This is a genomic window from Pseudomonas sp. TMW22080, from assembly GCF_022496745.1.
GTDB lineage: Bacteria > Pseudomonadota > Gammaproteobacteria > Pseudomonadales > Pseudomonadaceae > Aquipseudomonas > Aquipseudomonas bubulae.
On record NZ_SCFF01000001.1, the window covers coordinates 1355354 to 1371155 of the forward strand.

14 protein-coding genes are annotated in these 15802 nt (G+C 58.6%); 4 read left to right on the forward strand and 10 right to left on the reverse strand.

Features of this window, described 5'->3' with window-relative positions; all coding sequences use genetic code 11:
• A complete protein-coding gene (locus EQV96_RS05915) occupies window positions 1-2703 on the forward strand; it encodes a DEAD/DEAH box helicase (protein WP_240881558.1) in 2703 nt (900 codons plus the stop codon).
• Between the two features lie 81 nt (window positions 2704-2784).
• Here the strand turns inward: EQV96_RS05915 and EQV96_RS05920 are convergent, their stop codons facing one another.
• From EQV96_RS05920 to EQV96_RS05930, 3 genes are all read right to left on the reverse strand, one after another.
• Entirely contained in the window at window positions 2785-3522 is a 738-nt protein-coding gene (locus EQV96_RS05920) for an S-methyl-5'-thioinosine phosphorylase (RefSeq protein WP_095002206.1), read from the reverse strand.
• A 13-nt stretch (window positions 3523-3535) separates the two neighbouring features.
• Window positions 3536-4534, reverse strand: a complete 999-nt coding sequence (gene nagZ, locus EQV96_RS05925) for a beta-N-acetylhexosaminidase (RefSeq protein WP_169916728.1) — start codon at window positions 4532-4534, stop codon at window positions 3536-3538.
• A 183-nt stretch (window positions 4535-4717) separates the two neighbouring features.
• A complete protein-coding gene (locus tag EQV96_RS05930; RefSeq protein ID WP_095002208.1) occupies window positions 4718-5425 on the reverse strand; it encodes a TetR/AcrR family transcriptional regulator in 708 nt (235 codons plus the stop codon).
• Between the two features lie 260 nt (window positions 5426-5685).
• Between EQV96_RS05930 and lexA the strand changes: the two genes are divergently transcribed.
• Entirely contained in the window at window positions 5686-6294 is a 609-nt protein-coding gene (gene lexA, locus EQV96_RS05935) for a transcriptional repressor LexA (protein ID WP_029611310.1), read from the forward strand.
• Between the two features lie 11 nt (window positions 6295-6305).
• Window positions 6306-6779: an SOS-induced cell division inhibitor SulA gene (sulA, locus tag EQV96_RS05940; protein WP_095002210.1), complete on the forward strand. Its 474-nt coding sequence runs from the start codon at window positions 6306-6308 to the stop codon at window positions 6777-6779.
• A gap of 69 nt (window positions 6780-6848) precedes the next feature.
• Here sulA and EQV96_RS05945 read toward each other — a convergent pair whose 3' ends face one another.
• The 7 genes from EQV96_RS05945 to EQV96_RS05975 form a co-directional block, all read right to left on the reverse strand.
• Entirely contained in the window at window positions 6849-7082 is a 234-nt protein-coding gene (locus tag EQV96_RS05945) for a hypothetical protein (RefSeq protein WP_003446620.1), read from the reverse strand.
• A 118-nt stretch (window positions 7083-7200) separates the two neighbouring features.
• On the reverse strand, window positions 7201-7722 hold the full coding sequence (locus EQV96_RS05950) for a DUF6586 family protein (protein WP_095020292.1): 522 nt from the start codon (window positions 7720-7722) through the stop codon (window positions 7201-7203).
• A 221-nt stretch (window positions 7723-7943) separates the two neighbouring features.
• Window positions 7944-10571, reverse strand: coding sequence for a type I DNA topoisomerase (gene topA / locus EQV96_RS05955; protein ID WP_095019369.1), 2628 nt, complete (start codon window positions 10569-10571; stop codon window positions 7944-7946).
• A 114-nt stretch (window positions 10572-10685) separates the two neighbouring features.
• A complete protein-coding gene (locus tag EQV96_RS05960) occupies window positions 10686-10922 on the reverse strand; it encodes a DUF1653 domain-containing protein (protein ID WP_095002213.1) in 237 nt (78 codons plus the stop codon).
• A gap of 87 nt (window positions 10923-11009) precedes the next feature.
• Window positions 11010-12185: an acetyl-CoA C-acyltransferase FadA gene (gene fadA, locus EQV96_RS05965; protein WP_095002214.1), complete on the reverse strand. Its 1176-nt coding sequence runs from the start codon at window positions 12183-12185 to the stop codon at window positions 11010-11012.
• A 27-nt stretch (window positions 12186-12212) separates the two neighbouring features.
• Window positions 12213-14360, reverse strand: a complete 2148-nt coding sequence (fadB, locus tag EQV96_RS05970) for a fatty acid oxidation complex subunit alpha FadB (protein WP_240881560.1) — start codon at window positions 14358-14360, stop codon at window positions 12213-12215.
• A 406-nt stretch (window positions 14361-14766) separates the two neighbouring features.
• On the reverse strand, window positions 14767-15204 hold the full coding sequence (locus EQV96_RS05975; protein WP_088379313.1) for a hypothetical protein: 438 nt from the start codon (window positions 15202-15204) through the stop codon (window positions 14767-14769).
• Between the two features lie 103 nt (window positions 15205-15307).
• Here EQV96_RS05975 and EQV96_RS05980 point away from each other — a divergent pair, with 103 nt between their 5' ends.
• Window positions 15308-15748 (forward strand): universal stress protein, encoded by a 441-nt coding sequence (locus tag EQV96_RS05980; RefSeq protein WP_016780044.1) that lies wholly within the window; start codon window positions 15308-15310, stop codon window positions 15746-15748.
• Window positions 15749-15802: the final 54 nt, after the last annotated feature.

A 15802-nucleotide genomic window follows, 5' to 3' on the forward strand; every position in this document is an offset into this window, starting at 1 on the left:
ATGCCCCTGAACCCCACCGACCGACTGACCCAGCCGCTGGCACCAAGCTGGGTCAGTCGCTTCAAGGAACAAAGCCTTGAGCGTGGCCGCCGCTACGCCAAGGAAAATCGGGTCAGGATCGCCCAGATCGGCGACAAGCTGATTACTGCCAGCTGTCAGGGCTCTGGCGAAAACATCTACCGACAGACCATTCAGTTGCGTGAGTCGGCCAAAAGCACCTTGCTGCTGGTCAGCGCCCACTGTACCTGCCCGGTGCGGGTTAATTGCAAGCACACCGCAGCCGTCTTACTGAAGATTGAAGAAACCTTGAACTACCCCGCCGCTGCTCAGGATGCCGAGCTTCTGGAAAAACTCCAGGCCGTACTCGACTCACGTCGCCCCAACAATCTGCCAGAACAGCTGGTCGAGGACGTCCAGCCAGTACCGCGACTGTGGCTGGCCAGTGCCGAATTCAGCGCTTTCGAGCCGCGCAACGGCAAAATGCAGCGCTATATCCAGCACCGCGCCGCCCTGTCGTTCAACTACCTGGACCAGTACGTGAGCGGGCAAAAAAACGCTGACATCCTGCTGCGCCAGGAACAGCAAACCCTGCGCATCAAGCGCAAGCCCGAGGTCGAAAACCTTTACCGCGAACAACTGCGCAGCCTGGGCTTTAAAATTGCCACGCGCCAGAGCAAGGCACTACCGGAAAGCGCCGGCGAGCTGTTTGAGCTGGTCAATGACAGTGCCTGGCTGAATTTCACCCTCAACCAGTTGCAAGGCCTGGCCGAAAAGGGCTGGGAGTTGCAGATCGATGAAGGTTTCGGCTTTGACCTGACCCCGGTAGAAGACTGGTATGCCACTGTCGACGAAGCCCCGGAGCGCGACTGGTTTGACCTGGAGCTGGGGATTATCGTCAACGGCCAGCACCTGAGCCTGCTGCCGATACTGCTCAACCTGATGCGCTCCCACAGCGACATCCTCAACCCGGAAAAACTCGCCCGGCGCAGGGACGACGAACTGATCCTGGTGAATATTCCGGCCAACCCTGCCAGCGGCCATGGTCCGCTGCAGGTTGCGCTGCCGTACGGGCGGCTGAAACCGGTACTGGCCACTCTGGACGAGTTTTATCTGGGCGAGCCGGACGCCACTTCTCTGCGGATCAAAAGTGCTGACGCGCCGCGGCTCAACGCCCTGGATGCACTCCCCCTGCGCTGGGAAGGTGGCGAGCAGATTCGCGGCTTCGCCCAGCGCCTGCGAGATATCAAGAATTTCAGCGTCGAAGCCCCCGAAGGGCTCAATGCCAACCTGCGCCCCTATCAGCTCGAAGGCCTGAGCTGGATGCAGTCATTGCGTCAGCTGGAAGTGGGCGGCGTGCTGGCCGATGACATGGGCCTGGGCAAAACCCTGCAGACCCTGGCGCATATCTTGTGCGAAAAAAATGCCGGCCGCCTTGATCGCCCGGCCATGATTGTGATGCCCACCAGCCTGATCCCCAACTGGCTCGACGAAGCGGCGCACTTTACGCCGCAGCTCAAGGTACTGGCGCTGTATGGCGCCACACGCAAAAAATATTTCGCGCACCTCAACGACTACGACGTGATCCTGACCACCTACGCCTTGCTGCCCAAGGACATCGAGCATCTGGCAAAACTGCCGCTGCACCTGCTGGTGCTGGACGAAGCACAGTACATCAAGAACCCCGGCAGCAAGGCCACCCAGGCCGCCTGCGAGCTGGTTGCCCGCCAGCGCCTGTGCCTGAGTGGTACCCCGCTGGAGAACCACCTGGGTGAGCTGTGGTCACTGTTCCACTTCCTGCTGCCCGGCTGGCTGGGCGACGTCAAGACTTTCAATCGCGACTACCGGGTGCCCATTGAACGCCAGGGCAGCAACGAGCGCCTGCAGCATCTCAATGCGCGGATCAAACCGTTCTTGCTGCGCCGCACCAAGGAGCAGGTCGCTACCGAACTGCCGCCCAAGACCGAAATCATCCACTGGGTGGACCTCAACGAAGCCCAACGCGACGTATACGAAGCCATGCGCCTGGCGATGGACAAAAAGGTTCGCGACGAAATCACCCGCAAGGGCGTGGGACGCAGCCAGATAATTATCCTCGAAGCGCTGCTCAAACTGCGCCAGGTATGTTGCGACCTGCGCTTGGTCAGCGACACCCCGCCGAAAAAAGGCAGCACCTCGGGCAAGCTCGACAGCCTGATGCTGATGCTCGAAGAGCTGTTTGCCGAAGGCCGACGCATCCTGCTGTTTTCGCAGTTCACTTCGATGCTGGGGCTGATCGAGGCCGAGCTGAAAAAGCGCAAGGTGCCCTACGCCATCCTCACCGGGCAAACCCGGGACCGACGTACACCGGTCAAGGACTTCCAGAGCGGCAAGCTGCAGATTTTTCTGATTAGCCTCAAGGCGGGTGGTGTAGGCCTGAACCTTACCGAGGCCGACACGGTGATTCACTACGACCCTTGGTGGAACCCGGCGGCAGAAAACCAGGCCACTGACCGCGCCTATCGTATAGGCCAGGAAAAACCGGTGTTTGTGTACAAAATGATTGCCCGCGGCACTGTGGAAGAAAAAATCCAGCATTTGCAGCAGGAAAAGTCAGATTTGGCGGCAGGCGTACTGGACGGACGCGTCGCAGGGGACTGGAAACTGCAGGATGACGACATCGACGCATTGTTTGCGCCGTTGCCGCCTAAAACTGAAAAGCGCTGAAAATTGACGCAACTTGCGGCTTGATTCTGTAGCAGCTGCCGAGCTCCGCGAGGCTGCGTTCGGCGGCTGCTACGGACTTGATTAGCCCGCCAGCACCCGCGCCAACGTCGCTTTTACCTTGCCCATACCCTCATGCAGCGCCTGCTCGATTTCGGCCATGGTGATAATCGCTGTCGACTTGCCCGCTGCCGGGTTGACCACCAGCGCCAGGCACGCGTAATCCAGTTCCAGCTCGCGGGCCAGTGCCGCTTCCGGCATGCCGGTCATGCCCACGATGTCGCAACCGTCACGTTCAAGACGGGCGATTTCTGCCACTGTCTCAAGACGCGGGCCCTGAGTAGCGGCATAAACACCATGACTGCTGTAGGAGCAGCCCTCGGCCGCCAATGCGCCAATCAATTGCTCGCGCAACGATTCGGTGTAGGGATAGCTGAAGTCGATATGGGTCACCTGCTCCAGATCACCGGCAAAAAAAGTATGCTCGCGGCCACTGGTGTAGTCGATCAACTGATGAGGCACACAAAAATGCCCGGTGCCCATCGCCATATGAATCCCGCCCACGGCATTTACCGCGAGAATCGCTTCGGCCCCGGCCTGCTTCAGCGCCCACAGGTTGGCGCGGTAGTTGACCTGATGCGGAGGCACCCGGTGCGGATGGCCGTGACGGGCCAGGAACAACACTTCGCGGCCGCCAAACTCACCGATCTGGATATCTGCCGAGGTCGGCCCGTAGGGCGTGTCCAGCGCCAGCGCGCGGCTGATGGTCAACCCTTCCAGCTGGGTAAGGCCCGTACCGCCGATAATTGCGTAAACCGTCATTGAGGCAGATCCCTTAATCAATTAATTGAGCATCTTTGAGTGCGCCCATCGCCACCAGCCAGCGCGGGCTCTGGCGATAATCGGTACTGGCCCAGGCCTGGCCACGCATGCGCGCAATCCGTGGCGATGGCGTAACTTTCAAGCGCTGCGCAGCACTGAGTGCCAGCTCTGCCGCGGCGCGGTCGTTGCATACCAGGCCCATGTCGCAACCGGCCGACAAGGCAGCCTCGATACGACTGGCGGCATCACCCACCACATGAGCACCAGCCATCGACAGGTCGTCACTGAAAATAACACCATCAAATTGCAGTTCACCGCGCAGGATGTCCTGCAGCCAGCGCCGGGAAAAACCTGCGGGCTGGCTGTCGACTTGCGGATAGATCACATGGGCCGGCATGACCGCCGCCAGTTGCTTGCTCAAACGGGCAAACGGCACCAGGTCATGGGCACGGATCTGCTCCAGGCTGCGCTCATCCGTAGGGATGGCTACATGAGAGTCAGCTTCAGCCCACCCGTGCCCCGGAAAGTGCTTGCCGGTGGCAGCCATGCCCGCGTCGTTCATCCCGCGAATGAATGCCCCGGCCAATACAGCGGCGCGCTCGGGGTCACCCTCGAACGAGCGGCTGCCGACCACAGCACTGCGCTGATAGTCCAGGTCCAGAACCGGGGCAAAGCTCAAGTCCAGCCCCACCGCCAGCACTTCAGTGGCCATGATCCAGCCACATTGCTCGGCCAGGTACTCGGCATTGGGGTTGTCGGCAATGGCGCGCATGGCAGGCAGGCGCACAAAGCCCTGACGCAGGCGCTGCACGCGGCCACCTTCCTGATCGACCGCCAGCAGCAGGTCCGGTCGTATGGCCCGAATAGAAGCACTCAACTCACGCACCTGGCGCGGGTGCTCGATATTGCGTGCAAAGATGATCAATCCGCCCACTTCAGGCTGGCGCAGCAATTGCCGGTCTTCAGCCGTCAGCCAGGTACCGGCGACGTCCACCATCAAGGAGCCTTGCAAGGCAGAACTCATGGGAAATCCTTTAGAAAGAGAGAGCGCTTGTTAACCGGTCCGGATACGCAGGCACGGGCCTGCGCACCGCACTCCAGAGAGGCGGCGGCGAATTGGCAGACGGGAACAAGACAGGGCTGGGCATGACAGCTAGCTTAGCGGATCAAAGCTGCCGCGCCCACCCGCAGCGGGTCAAACCTTGACGCTGACCGGTGCAGTTTTACTGCGAGGACGCATCTGCGCACTGGCCATGGCCGGATCGCTGACGCCGCTCTGGGCACGCATGCCGGCGGCGAGAAACGGCACCATCAGGCGCATCACCTGCTCGATCGAGGTGTTAACGCCAAAATCGGTCTCGGCAATGGCACGCAGCGCCTTGATCCCCGACATGCTGAAGGCCGCCGCGCCGAGCATGAAATGCACGCGCCAGAACAGCTCGATGGGCGGGATCTGCGGAGCCGCTTCATTGACCAGCAGCATATAGCGGCGGAACACCTTGCCGTACATGTCTTCAAGATAGCGGCGCAAGTGGCCCTGGCTCTGGCTGAAGGCCAGACCCAGCAAACGCATGAAGATCGACAGGTCGTTGCCACTGCGTGGCTGAATCACCAGCGCCTGCTCGACCAGCATCTCCAGCAACTCCTCAAGAGTCGGGCGATTCTCCGGCTTGCCCTGACGGCGCTCCAGCTCACGGTCCAGGTTGGCGCAGAAAGGCCCCAGGAAGCGTGAGAACACCGCCTGGATCAGCGCTTTCTTTGAACCAAAATGGTAATTGACCGCCGCCAGATTGACCCCGGCCTTGCTGGTAATCAGCCGCAATGAAGTTTCAGCAAACCCTTTTTCCGCGAACAGCTGCTCGGCAGCATCAAGGATACGTTCAACGGTTTCCGACTGGGCCATGACTACTCCGCCTGACAAACATTTAAACACTTGTTTGAAACATACGTTTCAGCCAGTCAAAAGTCAAGATGACCTATTCGTTTTGCGACCGGTCGGTTTCGCATTTAACCACAGCCTCGGCCAGCCCGGCCCCAACTGATAAGGTACGGGCCACAGCGCTTATCGACGACCGTCCAGCGGACTGCCGGAAATGGATGATTGCCAATACGCCTTCACTGTATATAATCCCAGTCACTGTATAAAAAGACAGAGCGATCATCATGTTAAAACTGACGCCACGCCAAGCTGAGATCCTGGCTTTCATCAAGCGATGCCTGGATGACAACGGATACCCGCCCACCCGTGCCGAGATCGCACAGGAATTGGGCTTCAAGTCACCCAACGCTGCCGAAGAGCACCTCAAGGCCCTGGCCCGCAAGGGTGCCATCGAGATGACCCCTGGGGCTTCACGAGGCATTCGCATTCCCGGCTTCGAAGCCAAGGCTGACGAATCCACCCTGCCCATCATCGGCCGGGTTGCTGCCGGTGCGCCGATCCTGGCGCAGGAACACGTTGAAGAGTCCTGCAACATCAACCCGACCTTCTTCCATCCGCGAGCTGATTACTTGCTGCGCGTACAGGGCATGAGCATGAAGGACGTCGGCATCTTCGATGGCGACCTGCTGGCTGTGCATACCTGCCGCGAAGCGCGCAACGGCCAGATCGTGGTAGCCCGCATCGACGACGAAGTGACCGTAAAACGCTTCAAGCGTGAAGGCAGCAAAGTCTGGCTTATCGCTGAAAATCCGGATTTTGCCCCTATTGAAGTCAATCTCAAGGAGCAGGAACTGGTTATTGAAGGCCTGAGCGTCGGCGTTATTCGCCGCTAATAGGAGGCGTCATGCAGTTCCCCCACACACCGCTGCCCGCACAACTGACCCTGTTCGAGGCGTTCATGGCACAGCCCATGGCCCCTGCGATCAAGGACGTGCTCGAATCACCCTGGAGCGCCGAACCTGAAGTCTTCAGTGAGCTGTCGCTACGCGGTGCTGCCGGAAACTGCCTGAACCTGCTTGCCCCCATGCTGCGCGAACTGAGCGAGCAGCAAAACGCCCGCTGGTTGACCCTTATCGCACCACCGGCCAGCCTGACCCAAAGCTGGCTGCGCGATGCAGGGCTGAACCGCGAGCGAATTTTGCTGCTGCAGCCCAACGGCAATAAAAGCGCGTTGCAGCTCACCTGCGAAGCGCTACGCCTGGGCCGCAGCCACACCGTTGTCAGCTGGATCAACCCGCTGAACAGCGCTGCACGCCAACAGTTGATCAGCGCAGCCCGCACCGGTCACGGGCAAAGCCTGAATATTCGCCTGGGCTAAACAAGCAACGCTGCCACAGGGCCAGTGCAGAATGCACTTGCCTGGCTGCGGCACAGGGTTGCGGGGCGATTAATGAAGAATGCGCGGCCCGTCGTCTTTTTCCAGCTCGCCTTCTGCCAGCCGACCCGCCATTTGCACGCCGACGCTGAGCATGGCCTTGGCCACCTCTACGTGCTGACCCTGAAGAAAAGCCTTGGCATCTTCAGAAAAATTCAGCGTGACCAAAGACCCTTCGTCCTCAGCACGGCGCAACTCGATGCGGCCGTCTGGCAACTCGACAATTTCTAGAAAGGACGTTGGCATATAAATTTGTTCTCCACGAAAGCGTGGGAGTATATCAGCCATCCTATGGGAAATTCCCAGGATCTGTGCGCTTTGTACTACAGACTGATGAATGACTGTACCGTTTCGCTTATGACCCTCAGCACTCATTGAGTCCATCACGGAACCGAATGGCCAGCGCCTTGAGATTCTGGCGCCACTCTTCCATGGTTTCGCGGCTTAGCTCATGTGGCGCCTCGTCCTCCAGGCTGACCGTATCGATCAAAGGCTGGAATACATCTGCCTTGACCTTTTTCGGCGCCTGCAGCGGCTGATACAGCGCTGCATGGGTGGCCACCAGCTGCGCCAGCCAGGTTTGCGGCGCGCAAGCCAGCTCGACCAGCTCTGCCAGTTCAGGGATGGCTTTCTCGTCCAGCACCTGCCGGGTGAGCAACAACTCAACCCGTGGTGCGCTGGCTTGTGACAGGCGATAAAAGCCTGCAATTTCATGACACAGGCCTAGCAAGGCACCATATAAATGGAATACCGCCGCCTCGCGCTCGGCCTGAACCAGCGCCTGGGCATTCATGGCCCGACCTTCGCTCGCCTTGTTCATGGCCTCCAGGGCCAGACCGGCGAAATAGATCTTCTGATTGGTGCGGGTATAGAGTTCGTGAGCCATGCGGGCGCTCCACAGCGGATGGGTAAAGGCAGGTCGTGCAGTCTCAGGGATCAGGGCGTGCTGGCGCAAGGCCCACGTTCCCTAGCGTCACGTGCCATCGCGAGCAAGCCCGCTCCCACAAAAAGTGCTCCAGCGGCGACAACCACGACCGGAACCGGCAAAAAAAAACCGCGCAAGGCATGCAGCCCTTGCGCGGTTTTTTATTCAGCTATCAGCTCGGGTCAGGCGTCTTTGTCTTTACGCTTGTCTTCAACCTTCCAGCTCTTGCCATCGTAGAACGCACGCCAGCCAGTCGGCTTGCCATCCACTTCGGTCTGTACGTACTGCTCTTTGGTTTTGCGACTGTAGCGAATCACCGCCGGGCGACCATCCGGGTCTTTCTTCGGTGCTTCACACAGGAAATGGTACTTGGGATCGATCTCGTCCTTGTGCGGAATGATTTCAATCACCAGCGGCGCTCGGGTCTCGCGGTTCTTGGGGAACTGGCTGGCCGCCAGGAACAACCCCGAAGCGCCGTCACGCAGGATATACGTGTCGTTGACCTTCTCGCACTTGAGCTCCGGCATCTTCACCGGATCCATTTTCGGCGGCGCCGCTTCACCGCTTTTCAGCAGTTTGCGGGTGTTTTTGCATTCGGCATTGGTACAGCCGAAGAACTTGCCGAAACGACCGGTTTTGAGCTGCATCTCGCTGCCGCACTTGTCGCATTCAAGGCTCGGCCCTTCGTAGCCCTTGATCCGGTAGTTGCCTTCCTCGATCTCGTAGCCAACGCAATCCGGGTTGTTACCGCAGATATGCAGTTTGTGCTTCTCGTCCAGCAGGTAAGCGTCCATGGCCGTGCTGCAAATCGGGCAACGGTGCTTGCCCAGCAGTACCAGCGACTCGGATTCACCTTCGTCGTCGGCGGCAATTTCATCGCCCGGCACCAGGTTGACCGTGGCCTTGCAGCGTTCTTTCGGCGGCAGACTGTAGCCCGAGCAACCCAGGAATACGCCGGTCGATGCCGTACGAATCTGCATCGGACGACCACATTCCTTGCACGGAATATCTGTCATGACTGGCTGGTTGGCGCGCATGCCACCTTCCGGCGCAGCAGCAACTTCAAGCTTCTTCTTGAAGTCGCCGTAGAACTCGTCCAGGACGTTTTTCCAGTCGCGCTCACCTTGCGCAACGTCATCGAGGTTCTCTTCCATGCCGGCGGTAAAACCGTAGTCCATCAGGTCGGAGAAGCTTTCAGACAGGCGCTCGGTAACGATATCGCCCATTTTTTCGGAGTAGAAACGGCGGTTGTGCAACGCCACGTAACCACGATCCTGAATGGTCGAGATAATCGCCGCATAGGTCGAAGGACGACCGATACCGCGTTTTTCCATCTCTTTTACCAGGCTGGCCTCGGAGTAACGCGCAGGTGGCTTGGTGAAGTGCTGGCTCGGATCGAGCTCGATCAACTTGAGCTTATCGCCCTGGGCCATGTCCGGCAGCACGTCGTCGTCGCCCGGCTTGGCAATTTGCGGCATCACACGGGTGTAACCGTCGAATTTGAGGATGCGACCTTTGGCACGCAGCTCAAAATCACCGGCCGCCACAGTGACGGTGGTCGACAGGTATTTGGCCGGCAGCATCTGGCATGCCACGAATTGGCGCCAGATCAGCTCGTAAAGGCGCTCAGCGTCGCGCTCCATGCCCGTCAGCTTGCTCGGGTGCATGTTGACGTCGGAAGGACGAATCGCTTCGTGAGCCTCCTGTGCGCCTTCCTTGCTGCTGTACACGTTGGCTGCCGGCGGCAGGTAGTCCGCGCCGAACTCGCCTTCAATGTAGGTGCGTGCCATTTCGACCGCATCGGCCGACAGGTTGGTGGAGTCGGTACGCATGTACGTGATGTAGCCCGCTTCATACAAGCGCTGGGCCATCATCATGGTTTTCTTCACCCCGTAGCCCAGGCGATTGCTCGCTGCCTGCTGCAGGGTGGACGTGATAAACGGCGCCGACGGCTTGCTGCTGGTCGGTTTGTCTTCACGCTTGACGATGCTGTAGCTGGAAGCCTTGAGCTTCTCCAGGGCAGCCATGGCCTGGGTTTCGTTCAGCGGCTTGAACGCCTCGCCTTTTTCGCGGGCAACGTCGAAGCGCACCTTGGCACCCTTGGCGGTGCCAAGGTCGGCGTGAATTTCCCAGTATTCTTCGGGGTTGAACGCACGAATTTCGCGCTCACGCTCCACCACCAGCTTCACCGCCACCGATTGCACACGGCCTGCCGACAGGCCACGGGCAACCTTGGCCCACAGCAGCGGCGAAACCATGTAACCCACTACACGGTCGAGAAAACGGCGTGCCTGCTGAGCGTTGACCCGGTTGATATCCAGTTCACCCGGCTTGGAAAAAGCTTCCTGAATCGCCTTTTTGGTGATTTCGTTGAACACCACGCGCTTGTAGCGGCTGTCATCACCCCCGATGGCTTCGCGCAGGTGCCAGGCAATGGCTTCCCCCTCGCGATCCAAGTCGGTTGCGAGATAGATGGTGTCAGCATCCTTGGCGAGCCGGCGCAGCTCTTCGATGACCTTTTCCTTGCCCGGGAGGATCTCGTACTTGGCTTTCCAGCCATGTTCCGGATCGACGCCCATGCGCGAGATCAGCTGCTTTTGAGCTTTCTCTTTTGGCGACAGGGCCGGCGCCTCGCCGGCCGCAGCCTTACCACGCTTGGCAGCAGGTTCTTTGCTGGCGCTAGCCGAACCGCTGGTGGGCAGGTCTCGGATATGGCCGATACTCGACTTCACCACGTACTCGTTACCCAAGTACTTGTTGATGGTCTTGGCCTTAGCCGGGGATTCCACAATGACCAGCGATTTGCCCATGGATCAGAAAATTCCTGAATTCTAGAAGTGAAAGGCGGTTCGCGCCTGACGCGGCACCGCTATATATAGTGGCTACAAGGTGAGGTCAAGCACAGGGTTCTGCGCGACCATGCCTTATGGCCGGGAAAAAACGCTGGGTTCGGCCTGAATCAGGGCAAAGCGCGGGACCTGTTCGCCCTCGACAATGACTGACTCCAGGAACATGCTCAGCGGGCGCACCCAAAAGCCGTAATCGCCATACAGGGCTTGGTAGAACACTACATCCTCTTCGGTTTCGGAGTGGCGAGCCACACTGAATACCCGATATTGAGGGCCTTTGTAATGTTGATAGAGCCCGGGTTGTAGCGGCATGTTGCGGCCCCTCTGCAAAATAAAAAAATAAAAACGCTTAAAAACAAAAACCGGGGCACAAGGCCCCGGCTTCCATCATCGCAACGCTTAGACGCGTTCGAAGACGGTGGAAATGCCCTGGCCAAGACCAATGCACATGGTGGACAACCCGAAGGTGCCGCCATTTTGCTTCATTACATTGAGCAAAGTGCCAGAGATACGAGCGCCCGAACATCCAAACGGGTGACCCAGAGCGATGGCACCGCCGTGCAGGTTAACCTTCTCATTCATCTTGTCGAGCACTTTCAAATCTTTCAGCACTGGCAGGGCCTGTGCAGCGAAAGCTTCGTTAAGCTCGATGAAGTCGATATCAGCCATATTCAAGCCCGCACGCTTCAACGCTTTTTGCGTAGCCGGTACTGGACCATAGCCCATGATCGCAGGATCCACACCGGCAACGGCCATGGAGCGGATAACGGCCAAAGGCTCCAGGCCCAGGTCTTTTGCACGCTGAGCCGACATCACGATCATGCACGAAGCACCATCGGTGATCTGCGACGACGTGCCCGCAGTCACTGTACCGCCTTTAGGGTTGAAAGCAGGTTTCAACGCCGCCAGGCTTTCCAGGGTGGTATCTGGACGAATAGTTTCATCGTAGTCGAAAATCTTCAGGAAGCCGTTTTCGTCATATCCCTGCATCGGGATGATTTCGTCTTTGAACTTGCCTTCAATCGTCGCCTTGTGCGCCAACTGGTGCGAGCGCACTGCAAATGCGTCCTGCTGTTCGCGGGTGATGCCGTGCATCTTGCCCAGCATTTCAGCGGTCAAACCCATCATGCCCGAGGCTTTCGCCGCGTACAGCGACATGTGCGGGTTAGGGTCAACGCCGTGCATCATGCTCACGTGGCCCATATGCTCGACGCCGCCAACCACGAAAACGTCACCGTTGCCGGTCATGATCGCTTGCGCAGCCGTGTGCAGGGCACTCATGGACGAGCCGCACAGGCGGCTTACGGTCTGTGCAGCGCTGGTGTGCGGGATCTGGGTCATCAGCGACGCCATGCGCGCGATGTTCCAGCCCTGCTCCAGGGTCTGGTTCACACAGCCCCAGATCACGTCTTCCACTTCGCTCGGGTCAACCTTGTTGTTGCGCTCCAGCACTTTGCTGATCAAGTGCGCAGACATGTCTTCAGCACGGGTGTTGCGGTGCATGCCACCCTTGGAGCGGCCCATCGGGGTGCGACCGAAGTCTACAATCACCACGTCTCTAGGATTCAAGCTCATAATTTCACTCTCACTCTAATGGGGCGCTTAACCGAAGAAGCTCTGGCCGTTCTTGGCCATCTCACGCAGCTTCGCAGTCGGGTGGTACAGCGCGCCCAGTTCAGCGTACTGATCGGCCAGGGCCACGAACTCTGCAACACCGATCGAATCGATGTAGCGCAGTGCGCCGCCACGGAACAGCGGGAAGCCAATACCGTAGACCAGACCCATATCGGCCTCGGCTGCGGTTTCAACGATGCCGTCTTCCAGGCAGCGTACGGTTTCCAGACACAACGGAATCATCATCCAGTTGATGATGTCCTCGTCGGTCACGTCGCGCTGCTCGTAAACAATTGGCTTGAGCACTTCAAGTACGCTGGAATCAACGACTTTCTTCTGCTTGCCCTTTTTGTCAGCCTCGTAGGCATAGAAGCCTTTGCCGTTTTTCTGACCCAGGCGCTTGGACTCGTACAGAGCGTCGATCGCCGAGCGGAGGTCGTCTTTCATGCGGTCCGGGAAGCCTTCAGCCATCACGTCGCGACCGTGGTGGCCGGTGTCGATGCCGACCACGTCCATCAGGTACGCCGGGCCCATTGGCCAGCCGAATTTTTCCATTACTTTGTCGATGCGCACAAAGTCGACACCGGCACTGACCAGACGGGCAAAACCGCCGAAGTACGGGAACAATACGCGGTTGACCAAAAAGCCCGGGCAGTCGTTGACCACGATCGGGTTCTTGCCCATTTTCTTGGCGTAGGCAACGGTGGTGGCAACAGCCAGGTCGCTGGACTTCTCGCCACGAATCACTTCAACCAGCGGCATCATGTGCACCGGGTTGAAGAAGTGCATGCCGACGAAATTTTCCGGACGCTTGAGGGCCTTGGCCAGCAGGCTGATGGAAATGGTCGAAGTGTTGGAAGCCAGGATGGCGTCTTCGCGAACATGGTTTTCCACTTCCGCCAGTACCGCTTGCTTGACCTTCGGGTTCTCGACTACCGCTTCGACCACCAGGTCGACGTTGCCGAAATCGCCGTAGGACAGAGTAGGACGAATACCGTTCAGTACTTCGGCCATTTTCGCCGGAGTCATGCGACCTTTATCAACGCGACCCACCAGCAACTTGGCGGCTTCAGCCAGCCCTTGCTCGATGCCGTGTTCGTTGATGTCCTTCATCAGGATCGGCGTGCCTTTGGAGGCCGACTGATAGGCAATACCGCCACCCATGATGCCTGCACCCAGAACGGCGGCCTGCTTCACGTCTTTGGCGATTTTGTCGTAGATCTTGGCTTTTTTCTTCAGTTCCTGATCGTTCAGGAACAGGCCGATCAGACAGTTTGAAGCGGAGGTCTTGGCCAGTTTGGCAAAACCTGCAGCTTCCACTTCCAGCGCCTTGTCACGACCGAAGTTCGCGGCTTTCTGGATGGTCTTGATCGCTTCAACCGGGGCCGGGTAGTTCGGGCCGGCCTGGCCAGCCACGAAACCTTTGGCGGTTTCGAACGCCATCATTTGTTCGATTGCGTTGAGCTTGAGCTTTTCCAGCTTCGGCTGACGCTTGGCCTTGTAGTCCAGCTCACCACTGATGGCGCGCTTGATCAGGTCCAGGGCAGCTGCGCCCAGCTTGTCAGCGGTGACCACAGCATCAACGGCACCTACTTTCAGAGCGTCTTCTGCGCGGTTTTCCTTGCCGGAGGCAATCCATTCAACCGCGTTATCAACGCCGATCAGGCGTGGCAGACGCACGGTGCCGCCAAAGCCCGGGTAGATACCCAGCTTGACTTCCGGCAGGCCGATCTTGGCGCTGTCAGCCATGACCCGGAAGTCGGCTGCCAGGCACATTTCCAGACCGCCGCCCAACGCGATGCCATTGATGGCAGCGACGGTCGGTACGTTGAGGTCTTCGAAATCGCTGAAGATTCTGTTGGCTTCCAGGTTGCCGGCAATCAGCTCGGCATCCGGCAATTTGAAGTTTTCAACGAATTCGGTGATGTCGGCGCCGACGATAAACACGTCTTTACCGCTGGAAACGATGACACCCTTGACCGAAGCATCTGCCTTGATCGCATCTACTGCCTGACGCAATTCGTTCAGGGTTAGACGGTTGAACTTGTTGACGGACTCACCCTTGAGGTCGAACTTGAGTTCGACGATGCCACTTTCAAGAGCCGTAACCGTGATGGCTTTACCTTCGTAAATCATCAACTGATCTCCAGGATATGGAAGCTGAACAGTACACGTCAGAAGCTAGCGTCTGGCTGTCACTGACCTTTGCGTCAATGCTGTTGCCAATCCGCCAGGCACACCCGCCAACGCGATAATCGGGATTGAACAAGCATCGTCCGACACGACAAACACTCAATTCATACGCCCGTTTGATTTGGGTGTCGACACCTTCACGGAAAAGCGATCGATTGTCAATTGTCCAAAACAATGATGACAAAACGACCCGGCAGTCAGTTTAGACACCTGCGCTATGAGCGCCCGAAACCATTAAGGCGCCTTGCAGGTGAAAAGCGTGGGAGCGGGCTTGCTCGGGATTCAGACGCCGCGGTTTGTCTGCCACACCCCGCCGATTCCATCGCGGGCAAGCCCGCCCCCACAAGGGTCATGCCAGCGCCTTGAGCACCTCGTCAATGGCCTTGAGCACCTGAGCCTCGCCCTTCTCGCCCCAGACCAGCACAATCATTTGTTTATCGGCCTCAACCTTGTAGACATTGGCTGGCAGCTTGCGAAACTGCGCCAGCAGGCGCTCGTCCTCGCATTCTTCCTGCCAGCGATTGAGCCATTTTCCCGGTGCCGATTGCCAATAGCACCAAACATCAGGTTTAGTACTGCGGCGCGGACGGTGGTACTGCGCGCAGGAACCGGGCGGTTGCGGCTCAAGCCAGTGCGGCCACTCCTGAGGCGCCAGCTGCATGGACAACCCCATGCGCCGCGCCTCCATGCGCAGGTCCATCCGACCACTTTGCCCCCGGGACGGGCGCAACCACGCCAGGGGACTCAGAACCAGTGCCAGGATTGACACCACTATCCATACCGTCATATCTGTACTCTCACTGCTTGATAAACGCATGACCCAGACTTGAACCAAGGCTCTGGAAAAGGGCCATACTCATAATTAATCGCCATCTACAGGAGCACCCCACATGCCCTACGAACATATCCTGGTCGCCGTCGACCTGACCGACGAATGTGACCCCGTGATCAACCGCGCCAGTGAAAGCGCCAAGGCCAACGGCGCCAAATTGTCACTGATCCATATCGTCGAACCGATGGCGATGGCGTTCGGCGGCGATGTGCCAATGGATCTCTCGCAATTGCAGCAGCAACAGTTCGACCAGGCCAAGGAACGCCTTGAACGCCTGATCGCCAAATACCCGCAGCTGCACAAGGACTACTGCCACCTGAACTACGGCCAGCCGCGCCAGGAAATCCATGCCCTGGCCAAAGCGCAAAACTGCGACCTGATCGTGGTTGGCAGCCACGGCCGCCACGGCCTCGCCCTGCTGCTGGGCTCGACCGCCAACGACGTACTGCATGGCGCACCGTGCGACGTGCTGGCGGTCAGCCTGAAAAAACCTGACTGAGTTTATCTGCAGCAACCACAAAAAAGCCCGGCCCCTTATAAAAGGGCCGGGCTT